The organism is Anaerocolumna xylanovorans DSM 12503 (genome assembly GCF_900143645.1).
GTDB lineage: Bacteria > Bacillota > Clostridia > Lachnospirales > Lachnospiraceae > Anaerocolumna > Anaerocolumna xylanovorans.
In genome coordinates this window covers 431,918-445,203 of the sequence record NZ_FRFD01000004.1, presented here as the reverse complement: position 1 = coordinate 445,203, position 13,286 = coordinate 431,918, and the positions used below count along the sequence as shown (strand labels likewise).

Below are 13,286 nucleotides of genomic sequence, written 5' to 3'. Positions count from 1 at the left end.
ATAATACTCTTGACTTGGCTCCAAAGACGAAGGTGTATAAGATGCAGCGACCTAAATTACGGGAGGATTTTGGATATGAAATATAATTGTGAACTCATTAGAGACTTATTGCTTCTCTGTCAGGATAATGTTGCAAGCACAGCAAGTCAAACCGCCGTGAATGAGCATTTATTGGAATGTGCTGAATGCCGCAGTTTTAAAAAGAATATGAAAATAGTCAATTTGCAGCAAAACACATCTAAGATGAAAGATGCAGAAACAATAAGCCATACAAAAGTTGCTAAACGCATAAGGAAGCGGAAGCCTCTTATAATTGTTTGTCTTGCTTTAGTAACCATTTTGGTTACATACTTTTCCTACTCTTATGCCACTGGGAAAAGGTTTGATGCTTACAACTGTTCTCAAAACAGTCGTTGGGTGGATGAAGAATCTATTTTATTAGGCGATGTAGACATGGCACCTTTTCATATTTATCTGTATGAAAATGAGGAAAAATACCGAACAATAGCCACAAAATACTCTTTTCCATTTTGGGAACTTGGAAGCAGTTCATGGGCAAATAAAACGGATGACCTGGTAAAATTAGTCGGGTGGTACAGTGTTAGAGATGACGGGCAAGGAATTACGGTAGTTCCCATAGAGTGTTTTGATGAAAATGTTGAATATATCGAAATGGGTGCAAATGATAGCCGTTTACGAAAAGAAATTAAAGGTGGAGAAGTCATTATATTTTCTTGGGCCAAGTCGCTGCGGTGGAATGACCTTGACGGAATTGCTTATTCAAAAGAGGGGGAGCCATTATATAAGTTGGGATATGACGTTAAAAACGCTACTATTAAAACAGATGAATTGAGATGGCTGCCAGTTTTGAAATAAGAACCAAAGCTGCTGCTCTTATTTTAAAAAATCCAGATTGCATGGGGGTTAGTGTGAAAATTAAAAGACAATCTTCACACACAAGTTTGTGCCTGCGAAATCCTTGGCACAAACTTGAGGTGTACAGAGGAAGGCATGGTTATTAAAATGAAAACGAAAAAAGGAAAAAAGAAACTTAGGTGGATTCTTCTAATTCTTTTCTTAATTGTCTGCGTGAGTTTAGGTACATTTTGGGCAGTTGTTTCTTACCGGATGAGTCTGGTGCCTAAGATGACTTTTGATGAAATGTTATCCTATACGACAAAAGATAATGACCGGGCCGTTATTACAGTAGGAATTATCAAAGACGGCAAAATGACCTATACCGTATATGGAAAGAATGCTTCTGTTTTACCGGAAGCAGAACATACATATGAAATCGGCTCCTTAACAAAAACATTTACGGCATCTTTGCTATGTAAGGCAATCAGTGAGGGTAAGATTGATTTGAATGATCAAATTGACAAATATATTAATTTACCGGAAAAGCAATACTATCCCACTTTGAAAAGACTTGTAACTCACACTTCCGGCTATAAAGGTTATTATTTTGAATGGCAGATGGCTTCTAATTTCCTCCATGGGCAGAAAAATGATTTTTATGGTATCGATGAAAATATGTTAGTGGAGAAGCTGGGAAAAGCAGAGCGAAAAGATAAAGATTATAAATTCCGGTATTCAAATTTTGGATTTGCTGCGGTTGGGGAAGTACTGTCAAGTGCTTATGGTACGGACTATACAAAGCTGATGAATAGCTTTATTACCGATAACCTGAAATTAAAAGATACAAAGGTTTCTGATGGAACCGGCGACCTTAATGGTTATTGGAACTGGAAACCGGGTGATGCCTATATACCTGCCGGAGCTATTACTTCTACAATAAGTGATATGATGAAATATCTTTCTCTGCAAATGTCTGATGATATTCCGTATCTATCTCTGGGGCATGAGGTGATTGCTAAAATTAATGCTGCTACAAAGCAATATGAGAAAATGAACATTAGGATGGACGGGGCAGGCATTGGCTGGATGATCGATATGAAAAATAATATCATATGGCACAATGGAGGCACGAGTAATTTTAACAGCTATGCGGCTTTTGATAAGGAAAAGCAAATCGGAGTTGTCATCCTTTCGAATTGTTCACCAAATTACAGAATACCTGCAACTGTAATGGGGGTAAAGCTTATGATGGATATGCAGAATGAAACGGGTAACAAATAAATGCTCATATTATAATGATTGATAGCAGAGAGATTCTGTTGTACAATGTTGAAGTACAAGGTTAATTGGGTAAAGGATTTTAAATACTTTCTATTTGGGCAGTATTGCAGATTGCGGGCAGTCTGCTGGTAAACCTGCGATATGCATGGGTGTTAGTGTGAAAAATAAAAAGTATTTTTCACTTTCTATTTAGGCAGTTTCGCAAGTAAACTTGCGAAATGCATGGGTGTTAGTGTGAAAAATAAAAAGTATTTTTCACTTTCTATTTAGGCAGTATCGCAAGTAAACTTGCGATATGCATGGGGGTTAGTGTGAAATGAAAAACATTTCACACCCTGATTTGAGGCAGTAAATCATCTGCAAGCAGACGATTTATGCAACGGGAGATAGTATAGTGAGAGAATTTGATACGGAAGTTTGCAATGTCAGATATATAGAAGAGGACAATGTGGTACTACTTACCTGGAAAAGGTTTGCGTGCGGGGACGATTATAGAAGACCGACAACCTTTGCCTGGGAGCTTTTGAAAGAGAAGGCCGGAAGCAGGTTTGTTGTGGATGCCAGGAATGGCTTTGAAGATGAAAAAGAAGATGCAGAGTGGGGATTTTCTGTATTATTACCTGGCATGGCACAGACAACCTGTAAAATGGTTTGTTTTATTATGAATGAAGTAAATGAAATTGAAGAAGAAATGGATATGTGGACAAAGGAATTCGGCAGGTATTTTGCAGTAGCAAAAGCCACTGATTATAAGAATGCTTTGGAAAGAATAAACCGGCTGCTGCTGGTAAATGCCCGCTATCATATCAGGAGCGGAAAAAGAGAGGAATTCTATAGTAAGATAGAAGAGCAGGGCATTATGAAAGCTTCAAGGGGAGAACCGGGGAATTATAAGTATGATTATTACCTGCCAAAGAATTCCTATGATGATTTGTGCCTGATGGAGATATGGACAAATGAACAGACCCAGAAGCTGCATGGCTTGACAGAACATTATCAGAAACTTACGGCATTAAAACAGGAGTATGTGGAGACTGTAGAGATACAAAAATACTGGATCACAGAGGCGTGATACTTTATGAAAATTAACCTCTGAATAAACAGGAGCAGAAAACTATGAATGAAAGATACGAGGTAAGGCGTTTTATACCAAAAGAAAAGGTAGAGATTGAAGTACCCGGCTCTAAAAGTATTACAAACAGGGCGTTAATGCTGGCAGCTTTATCAAATGGAGTATGTAAGCTTACAGGGGTACTTTTCAGTGATGATTCAAGAGCATTTTTAAGCTGTTTAATTGAGCTGGGTTTTGAAGTGAATATAGAAGAGGAACTTAAAACCGTAGCAATACGGGGCCTTGGCGGAGCTATTCCTAACCGGAACGCCGAAATTAATGTCAGAAGTGCCGGGACGGCAGCGCGTTTTTTGACGGCAATGCTGGCATTTGCAGGGGGAGATTACCTTCTGCAATCCTCTGACCAGATGAAAAAGCGCCCCATGGAACCGCTGATAACATTGCTTCGAAGGATTGGAGTTTCTGTAAACTGTATTGAGGAAGAAGGTCACTTTCCCTTTGAAATTCATTCCAAAGGAATTGATGTAAAGGAAATAACCATGGATACATCCTTAAGCAGCCAATTCGTCAGTGCATTATTAATGGCAGGAATAATGCTGCCCCAGGGCCTTAAGCTAAGACTGTCGGGCAGCAGAACAGCCGGTGCGTATATTAAGCTCACCCTTTCTTTGATGCAGCAGTTCGGTATAGAGGTCCGCAGGGAAGGTGATGTATGTTATGTACCCTATAATTTGTCCTATCAGGTACCATCTTATCAAATAGAGCCGGATGTATCAGGTGCCTGTTATTTTTATGCAGTGGCTTTGCTGCTTGGAACATCCGTTGTGGTTAAAGGAGTACATTTGGATTCAATGCAGGGTGACATCAAATTTCTTGAGGTGTTAAAACAGCTTGAATGTTCCATAGAGGATACCGAACAGGGAATATGTGTCACTGGAAGAAAGGATAGGGTATTTCCTGGTATAAGAGTGAATATGAATGATTTCTCTGACCAAACCATGACACTGGCAGTACTTGCACCCTTTGCAGCGTCACCGACCATGATTACAAATATATCCCACATTCAACTGCAGGAATCCAACCGGATAAGCGCTATTATTAAAGAGCTGACCCGCCTTGGAATCCGTTGTGAAGAAAAGAAGGAATATCAGGGGATCTGTATATATCCGGGAAAAGTCACACCTGCCATAGTGGAAACCTATGAGGATCACCGGATGGCAATGGCTTTTACGCTGATAGGCCTCCGGGTGGACGGAATCATAATTGACAATCCGGGCTGCTGTGCAAAAACCTTTGAAAATTATTTTGATATCATAGATGAACTGACTGCGAAAAGGCAGAATGGATAATCTCTCATTAAATGGCAGGAAAAGAGAGGTAATTTACTTTCAATAAGAGTATTTTATAGTCAGGAGATGAACAGATGGATTGGATAGAACGGTTAAATGGTGCGGTTAATTATATCGAAGAAAATTTAAATGGCAATATCGACATAGATGAAGCAGCTAAGATTGCATGCTGCTCGACTTATCATTTTCAAAGAATGTTTGCGTATATGGCAGATATGCCTTTATCGGAGTATGTACGGAGAAGACGCATGTCAGTGGCAGCGGTGGATCTGCAGAATGGTGACAGCAAAGTGATTGATGTTTCCCTTAAATACGGTTATGATTCACCAACAGCATTTAACAGAGCTTTTAAAGGTATCCATGGAATAGCACCGTCCCAGGCAAAAGAAGAGGGGATAACTTTAATGGCCTATCCGCCCATCAGTTTCCAAATTACGATAAAGGGAGTAAGCGCTATGAACTACAGAATTGAAAAGAAAGAAGCCTTTCGAATCGTGGGTGTTTCAGAACCATTGGAAGCCGAGATTGAGAAAAATTTTGAAATTGTACCCAGGATGTGGGGAAATGCAGTAATGAACGGAACGGTAGAGAAACTTTCCGGCATGATGGACGGCAGTATAATAGGGTTATTAGGCGTAAGTGCCTGCAATGAAGCTGATAATTGGAGATATTATATTGCAGTTGAAAGCAGTAAACACACAGAGGATGGATTCGATGAATTAATTATTCCGAAAACAACGTGGGCTGTTTTTGCCGGAGAAGGCAGCAATCTGACTATCCAGGAACTGGAGAAAAGAATTGTAACGGAGTGGCTTCCGACCTCGGGATACGAATATGGGAATGCGCCTGATATCGAAGTGTATTTAAGTCCGGACCCGGAGAATGCCAAGTATGAAGTGTGGATTCCGGTTGAGCGGCAAATCCTATTATAGTACAATGTAAAAATAGAACTGTGTATTCAGGAATATTAAATTGATGATTTGATATTCACAAAAGGAGTTAAATATGAAAATACTAATTACAGCGGGCGGTACAACGGAACCAATAGACAGTGTAAGAAGTATTACCAATACATCGACTGGTAAACTCGGCAGCTTAACTGCAGATGCATACGGCAAGCTTACCGATATAACAAAAATATACTATGTCTGTGGAAAAAGCTCCATTTTACCGCAAACGGAAAAAGCAGAGGTGATATTTGTTGATACCGTTGCCAGCCTGGAGCTTGCCGTCAGTAATATCTTAAGAACGGAAACGGTAGAAATAATAATCCACAGTATGGCGGTAAGCGACTACCGGGTCAAGGCAGTGACTTCAGCAGCAATGCTGGCAGATAACTTAGGTTTTCAATTGAATTCAACTATTTCAGGAGAAGAACAAATTTCGGAAGAATCTATCGTGTCATTATTTTCAGGGAGGGAAACTATCTTAAGCAGTGAAGGTAAGATACGTTCTAATATAAAAAATCTGATTATATGTATGGAGCAGACTCCTAAAATTATTTCACTATATCATACAATAGCACCTCAGGCACTCCTTGTAGGATTTAAATTATTGGATAACGTACCCCTTAAGGAACTTCTGGATACGGCTTTCAGGCTTTTGCAAGATAACCAATGCCGCTTTGTTTTGGCAAATGACCTGCAGGATATATCGGAAGAGCAGCATATCGGGTACTTGGTAGATGAAAGCAGGAATTACACGAAATGTGCAACCAAAAAAGAGATAGCAGAACAAATTGTCAGGAATACGATGATAAAGAAAGGGTATGGTTATTTATATGAGAGAGATATTACTGGGGATTACCGGAAGCATAGCGGCATATAAAGCTGCTGATATAGCAAATCAATTGACTAGAAGCAATATGGCCGTGCATACGATTATGACAAAGTCGGCAACCAGGTTTATAACACCTCTTACGATACAGACACTGACAAAGAACAGAGTTTACACGGATATGTTTGAAGAAGTCTATTATCCTGATGTCCGGCACATTTCACTGGCACAAAAAGTTGACTGCTGCGTGATAGCGCCTGCTACCGCCAATATTATCGGAAAGATTGCTTCGGGAATAGCTGATGATATGCTTTCAACCGTTGTAATGGCAATTAAAAATAAGCCTGTTATTATTTGCCCTGCGATGAATACGGCCATGTATGAAAACCCGGTTACGCAGAATAATATAAAAAAGCTGGAGTCATACGGATACCGGTTCGTTGAGCCGAAAGAATCCCTTTTGGCTTGCGGAGATATAGGAAAAGGCGCCCTTGCCGATGTTGATGTTATTATTACAGCAATAAAAGAAGCAATTGGAGAGATTTGAGTTGGAAACGATAAGCATAAATGATATAGACGGATTTAAAATAGGGCACGCTCAAAATACAAAAGGAGCTACAGGATGTACGGTTGTTATCAGTGAAAAAGGAGCCGTATGCGGCGTGGACGTACGGGGAGGCTCACCGGGAACCCGTGATACGGATGCGCTCAATCCGGTTAATAACAGAGAAAAAGTACATGCCGTTGTCCTTGCGGGAGGAAGTACCTTTGGACTTGATTCGGCGGGAGGAGTAATGCGGTTTCTGGAAGAAAGAAAAATCGGCCGGGATGTCGGTATGACCGTTGTTCCCAATGTCTGCGGTGCAATATTATTTGACCTGAAATGCGGTGATTACAGGAGCCGTCCGGATGCTGCAATGGGGTATAGTGCCTGCAGGGCTGCATTTGAAGGTGTCCCCTGGAAAAGCGGAAATTATGGTGCCGGAACGGGTGCAACCATCGGTACAACCTGTGGAATCGAAAGGGCTATGAAAGGCGGAATAGGCAGCTGTGCTTTTCGCTTTGGTAACCTCATGGCAGGGGCAGTGATTGCCGTAAACTGTGTTGGTGATATATATGATAATGAGACAGACAGAATCATAGCCGGTATGCGTACCGTTGATGGAAAACGACTATATGGCAGTGAAAAGGCCATCCTGGAAAGATACCAAAGACAGGAGGATTTATTCAGCGGGAATACAATTATAGGGACAATAATAACAAATGCAAAGCTAAATAAAGCCCAAGCCACGAAATTGGCAGCGGTTGCCCAAAACGGTATAGTAAGATGTGTCCGGCCGGCACATACGATTTATGACGGAGATACCATATTTACACTATGTACCGGGGAAATAGATGCTTCATTGGATTCAGTCGGTATTCTTGCCTGCAAAGCAGTAGAATATGCTATATTGGATGCTGTCAGAAGTGCAGATTCTTTTGATTGCTATACCGCATTAAAAGATTTCAGGCCCGGGACGGTATCACAGGAAGAATTGAAACAGGGAGGAAATAAGAATGAAGAAGAGAATAGGATTTCTGATGGCGGCGCTGTTTCTGTTTACAGCAGCCATAACAAGTCAAAATGAAGCAAAGGCAATAGCAGATTCGGATGCAGGCAATGCAACGGTTGTAATGGATAAGCCGTCCTTTGGTTACTACAAATCCGGTAAAGCAGTGGATAAGAATAATACTCCTCTTAAGTTAAAATTGAAATCTTCAAAGGCTAATCAGGTGATTGATGAAGATAAATGGTTTCAGAATAATAAGCTTTCTCTCAAAACGTATCAGGTTCCCAATCAAAACTGGGGAGTATCAGGAAACCTGCCTAAAGGAATAGATAAGGAATGGGATCAATTAATAGTTACCTCTGCATTTTATGATGCTTCCTATATTTATTGTACCTATGGTTCGGATTTTTCAGAGGGTTACATCTTAAATATATATAATGCTAAAACGAAAAAAATGGTATATTCCTTTGATTTTTCAAGTTACCGGTATTCTCCGAAATATGTGAAAGCAGATTATGATTTTATACAGCAAAGAATTAACTGGGCAGTAATAAAGGACAATGTACTGTATGTTTCGCACAGTCATAATACCTATGCGAAAAGCTCAAATAACCAGAATGCATATATTACGGCTATTGATTTATCGGATAGGAGCATCCTTTGGAGAACAAAGGCACTGGTCAGCAACGCCAGCAATTTTCTGATTGTTGATGGTGTAATTATCTGCGGTTATGGTTTTACAGGCGAATCTGACTATCTGTATCAGGTTGATTTAAGTACCGGGAAAGTTCTAAGTAAAACTCCGCTAAAGTCCGCTCCCTCCTATATTATTAAAAAGGGTAATTCTTTCTATGTCCGTACTTATAACACGGACTACAAATTCGACATTGCCCGGTAAGAAGTTTGAACAGAGTTTGAAATCCTTATAAATTCCTTATACTTATCCTCTAAACTTTAAACATAATAAAGTTTGGAGGATATTTTTATGAAATACATATTGGAAACAAAAGAACTTAGCAAGAAGTTCAAAAGCCAAAAAGCAAATGACAGCATATCCGTTAAGGTTGAGGAAAATTCAATCTATGGGTTGCTTGGGCCAAACGGTGCCGGCAAGTCTACATTCCTTAAAATGATAACGGGAATGATAAAGCCCACATCAGGAGATATCCTGTTGAATGGAAAAGTCCTTGAGAGAAAGGATCTTATTTCCATCGGTTCCCTCATTGAAAGTGCTCCGGTTTATGAGAACCTGACGGCAAGAGAAAACCTTAAGGTCAGAACTTTGATGTATGGGCTGCCGGAGGAGAGGATAGACGAAGTACTTGAGATTGTTCATCTTGAAAATACAGGCAAAAAACGTGCCGGAAACTTCTCCATGGGTATGAAGCAGCGTCTTGGGATTGCAATTGCACTTTTAAACAATCCCAGGCTATTGATATTAGACGAACCGACAAACGGCCTTGACCCTATTGGTATCAACGATTTGAGGGAAGTGATAAAAACATTTCCAGGGCAGGGAATTACCGTAATCATTTCAAGCCATATCCTTTCGGAAATTGAACAAACAGCAGATCACATCGGCATTATTGTAAATGGAAAACTTATGTACCAGGAAGAACTTTCTGCCGGGAAAAATCTGGAGACACTCTTTATGGACATCGTCAGAAAGGAAGGTACTATTAATGGCTGATTATTTTAAAGCAGAATTATTAAAACAAAAGCACAGTTTTAATAACATCATTATCTGGCTGATACCTGTTATTAATATTATAATTTCTATGATACTGATGGGTCCTCAATTTATTCAGACAGCTTCTTATAACTGGTGGTATGTTCTTTTTCTGCCTTTTACTTTTACCTACATTTCAGCTTCCATTATAAAAAAGGAACGGAAATATAACTTTCATGGGTTGTTTGGAATTACTCAGAATAAAATGCAGCTATGGCTTGTAAAGGTGGGTACGGCTACGGTATATTTATTCCTTTCCTGCCTGATCTTTTCGCTTTTCACATTGCTGTGCGGGGTTACTATCAATCAGCAGATTCCGGTTATAAATAACCTGGCGGCAAGTGCGGTGCTGTTTCTTACCTTTGCCTGGCAGATACCGTTTCTTATGTTTATAACCCTAAAGCTCAATATGTTTATATCCGTTATAGTAAGTATATTCTGCAGTTTGTTTCTAGCCTGTATCTATGGAGCAGGGAGCTGGTGGTGGATACCCTTTGCCATCCCGGTAAGGCTTATGTGTCCTATTATAAAGGTGCTGCCCAATGGATTACTTATGGAAGCGGATAGTCCGCTGGGACATAGTAATGTCATACTTCCCGGTATTATAATAACTGTAATTTTGTACCTGGCTGTTACTGCTGTTACTGCAAAATTATTTGAGAAGCAGGAGGTATAGTTTGAAAAATAAAAGACATTTTTCAAATTTCTATTTAAGCAGTATCGCAGGAAGACCTGCGAGATGCATGGAGGTATAAGTTGAAGAGTTTATTTAACAATATCAGGGCGGCTGTTTTTAAAATGCTCCATTCGAATATATTATTTTTGCATCTGCTGGTTCCTGTCCTTGGGATACTTGTTTTTTGCGGTTATTATTCCGTTTCATCCTGGAGTGAAAGGGATAAGGTGTATGGTTATATCCAGGCTGTTGCGATTGTATTTCCATTGATGATATCCATTGCAGTATCAATGTTATATGAGCTGGAATTAAAGGCAGGTAATTTTCAAACCATATTATCCGCACCCTATTCCAGGATAATTGCCCATGGAGGAAACTTTATTTCGTTGTGCCTCTTGGGGGTATTTGCGAGTATAGTCACCGTAATGGGCTTTGGGGTTGTTTTTCGGTTAATGGGTTTTGTTAAGTTTTCAATAGCATTCTATTTTAAGCTGTCACTCATAATGTTTCTGTCAAATGTTGCATTATATTTTATACAGTATATAATTTGCTTTATAGCAGGCAAAGGATTATCCCTTAGTTTCGGTATTGTCGGAACGCTTTTAAGCCCTCTTTTGTACTTGGGTCTGGGAGATATTATCTGGCGCTATATTCCCTACGGATACGGCATCCGGATAGCAGCCTATTACTGTGAGCGTTACACAGATTCCAACAGCTGCAAAGCTATCGCACATAATTTTGAGGCTGACACTGTAACAGCAGGGGTTATCACAATAATTTTAGCCGGAATTTTCATAATATGGAGCAATCTTTGGCAGGGGAAAAGTGTAAAAGCGGAATAAACGAGGCATGTAATGGGTGTTTGTGTAAAAATAGGATTGGTAATTGATAAGAGAGGAAGTTATGGCTAAAATTCTTGCAGTTGATGATGATATTCAGATTTTATCCATTGTGAAGAAGGCTCTTGAAAATGACGGGCACCATGTTGATACAGCGGATAGAACGAAAAGAATCAATAAAGGAAGTCTTTCTGTATATGACTTGATTTTACTTGATGTTATGATGCCGGATACGGATGGCTTCACCTTTTGTAAGGATATCCGTGACAGCGTTGACTGCCCCATTCTTTTTATAACGGCTAAGACGATGGACACTGATTTAACCGAAGGGTTTGCGGCGGGTGCAGATGATTATATCAGGAAACCTTTTAGTTTATCCGAATTAAGGGCCAGGGTAAATGCACATTTAAGACGTGAAAGAAGAGAATATCACAGCAGAATAGTAAGCGGAAGTTTTCGCTTTGATGTTTCGGCAAAACTATTATATTTTAATCAGGAACAAATCGAACTGACAAGAAGCGAATATGAAATATGTGAATTTCTCATAAGAAACAAAGGACAGGTATTCTCTCTGGAACAAATCCTTGAAAGGGTATATGGCTTTGAATGTGAAAGTGACAGCAGTGCCGTCAGAGAGCATATCAAAAATATCAGGGCAAAGTTAAAAAGATGCGGTGAAAATCCCATTGAAACGGTCTGGGGGATAGGATATAAATGGTGTTAAAAAAGTATGAGACGAATACGCTTTTTTTGCTGTTTTTAAAACAGCTTTTGCTGCTGGCTTTCAGTATCCTTCTTGAAATCTTTGTATTTTTAGCTCTGTTTGATATGGGACTTAACAGCGGCTATATTCTGCCTGCCAACTATTCTGAACATTATCTGGAGCAGAACAAAGAAAAAATTGCAAACAGCGAGCCTTTTAACGGCGCGCTGGTTCCACATACATGCCAGTATGGCCTGTTTGGCATTTCTGGCAAGTACTTATCAGGCAGCCTTAGTGATGCCGGGATAGAGGACGGGAAAGCGTTTATAAAAGGTGCCTATACCGGGAACGGCTATTATTTTTTAATCAAAAGAGCAGAGGGATATTGTGTGGTCAAGTATGATATATCGGCACACTTTGCAGCTCCCATATTGCATAAGATTTTCCCGAAACCGGAATTAATAGTTATTACTTTGTTTCTTATCATATTTGTAATGATTGCCGTAAACAATGCCTTGTTTTTTGGGAGAAGGCTGAAAAAGGAACTTGAGCCGGTACTTGAGGAAATCTCACAAATCCAGACCAGAGAGCTTAATATAGCGCCTAAAAAATCAAAAATCAAAGAAATTAACGATATCTTGTTATCGCTTTACGATATGGAAAGCGCTTTGGCACAATCGTTGAAAAAGGAGTGGGAGACAGAGCAGAAAAGGAAAAGCAATATTTCTGCCCTGGCTCATGACATCAAAACGCCCCTTACGATTATTAAGGGCAATTCAGAGCTTATTCTGGAAGAGAATAATATTAATGAAGTGTATACGCTGGCTGATATCATTAACAAGCATTCTGATAAAATCGAAAGATATGTAAAGCTTTTAATAGAGGAAACCAACCACAATTTTTCCGAAGATTATGAAGAAAGAATTGAAGTGACAGCCTTAATAGCGGATATTACAGCAGAGAGTGAGGCTTTTTTAAAAGCTACGGGGGTCGAGCTTATCATAAACAATCAGGCATCAGACGGAGAAGCGGTTGTTAACCGGGATTCCATTGTAAGGGCAGTATTAAATCTTATAAAAAATGCAGCAGAACATACCGCATTAAATAAAACGGTGAAATTGACTTTTGGCTATGCTGAAAACCGGTTTACCGTTGAGATAGAAGATTACGGAAGAGGATTTACCAGTGAAGCACTAAAATATGCTAAAAACCAGTTTTATACGGAGAAATCTGAACGGAGTGAAGAACATTACGGGCTGGGGATGTATTATGCCGGTACGGTGGCAGAAAAATACAATGGCAGCCTGCTGTATTATAATAAGCCGGCTCAAACGGGAGCGGTTGTTGTTTTTGAAATCAGTGCTGATGGAGTTAAAAGAGAGGCAATGTAAATTTGTATAGACACTTTCCAAAATATTTTATATAATAATAGAATGCGAAAAACTACGAGAGG

General features: G+C 39.7%; 14 protein-coding genes. All 14 read left to right on the top strand.

The window, feature by feature from the left end; genetic code table 11:
- Positions 1-75: 75 nt before the first annotated feature.
- The 14 genes from BUF11_RS08100 to BUF11_RS08030 all read left to right on the top strand — a co-directional run bounded on the left by BUF11_RS08100 (position 76) and on the right by BUF11_RS08030 (position 13,224).
- Positions 76-876: a zf-HC2 domain-containing protein gene (locus BUF11_RS08100; protein WP_073588318.1), complete on the top strand. Its 801-nt coding sequence runs from the start codon at positions 76-78 to the stop codon at positions 874-876.
- A gap of 135 nt (positions 877-1,011) precedes the next feature.
- Positions 1,012-2,139 (top strand): serine hydrolase domain-containing protein, encoded by a 1,128-nt coding sequence (locus BUF11_RS08095; RefSeq protein WP_073588317.1) that lies wholly within the window; start codon positions 1,012-1,014, stop codon positions 2,137-2,139.
- Between the two features lie 394 nt (positions 2,140-2,533).
- Positions 2,534-3,211 (top strand): putative quinol monooxygenase, encoded by a 678-nt coding sequence (locus BUF11_RS25035; protein ID WP_084558551.1) that lies wholly within the window; start codon positions 2,534-2,536, stop codon positions 3,209-3,211.
- A gap of 44 nt (positions 3,212-3,255) precedes the next feature.
- Entirely contained in the window at positions 3,256-4,560 is a 1,305-nt protein-coding gene (aroA, locus tag BUF11_RS08080; RefSeq protein ID WP_073588316.1) for a 3-phosphoshikimate 1-carboxyvinyltransferase, read from the top strand.
- A 74-nt stretch (positions 4,561-4,634) separates the two neighbouring features.
- Positions 4,635-5,492: an AraC family transcriptional regulator gene (locus tag BUF11_RS08075; RefSeq protein WP_073588315.1), complete on the top strand. Its 858-nt coding sequence runs from the start codon at positions 4,635-4,637 to the stop codon at positions 5,490-5,492.
- Positions 5,493-5,565: 73 nt separating this feature from the next.
- A complete protein-coding gene (locus tag BUF11_RS08070) occupies positions 5,566-6,387 on the top strand; it encodes a phosphopantothenoylcysteine decarboxylase domain-containing protein (protein ID WP_073588314.1) in 822 nt (273 codons plus the stop codon).
- Entirely contained in the window at positions 6,341-6,883 is a 543-nt protein-coding gene (locus tag BUF11_RS08065) for a flavoprotein (RefSeq protein WP_073588403.1), read from the top strand. Before BUF11_RS08070 ends, BUF11_RS08065 begins: the two co-directional genes overlap by 47 nt.
- Before the next feature lies 1 nt (position 6,884).
- Positions 6,885-7,964 carry a P1 family peptidase gene (locus tag BUF11_RS08060; protein WP_073588313.1) on the top strand — a complete coding sequence of 360 codons (1,080 nt, stop codon included), beginning with the start codon at positions 6,885-6,887 and terminating at the stop codon, positions 7,962-7,964.
- A complete protein-coding gene (locus BUF11_RS08055; protein WP_073588312.1) occupies positions 7,894-8,784 on the top strand; it encodes a PQQ-binding-like beta-propeller repeat protein in 891 nt (296 codons plus the stop codon). Before BUF11_RS08060 ends, BUF11_RS08055 begins: the two co-directional genes overlap by 71 nt.
- Before the next feature lie 87 nt (positions 8,785-8,871).
- Positions 8,872-9,576, top strand: a complete 705-nt coding sequence (locus BUF11_RS08050; RefSeq protein ID WP_073588311.1) for a lantibiotic protection ABC transporter ATP-binding protein — start codon at positions 8,872-8,874, stop codon at positions 9,574-9,576.
- Entirely contained in the window at positions 9,569-10,291 is a 723-nt protein-coding gene (locus BUF11_RS08045; protein WP_073588310.1) for a lantibiotic immunity ABC transporter MutE/EpiE family permease subunit, read from the top strand. Before BUF11_RS08050 ends, BUF11_RS08045 begins: the two co-directional genes overlap by 8 nt.
- 80 nt (positions 10,292-10,371) lie before the next feature.
- Complete coding sequence (locus BUF11_RS08040; RefSeq protein WP_073588309.1) at positions 10,372-11,133, top strand: lantibiotic immunity ABC transporter MutG family permease subunit; 762 nt, start codon at positions 10,372-10,374, stop codon at positions 11,131-11,133.
- A 61-nt stretch (positions 11,134-11,194) separates the two neighbouring features.
- Positions 11,195-11,854 (top strand): response regulator transcription factor, encoded by a 660-nt coding sequence (locus BUF11_RS08035; RefSeq protein ID WP_073588308.1) that lies wholly within the window; start codon positions 11,195-11,197, stop codon positions 11,852-11,854.
- Complete coding sequence (locus BUF11_RS08030; RefSeq protein WP_073588307.1) at positions 11,845-13,224, top strand: sensor histidine kinase; 1,380 nt, start codon at positions 11,845-11,847, stop codon at positions 13,222-13,224. Before BUF11_RS08035 ends, BUF11_RS08030 begins: the two co-directional genes overlap by 10 nt.
- Positions 13,225-13,286: the final 62 nt, after the last annotated feature.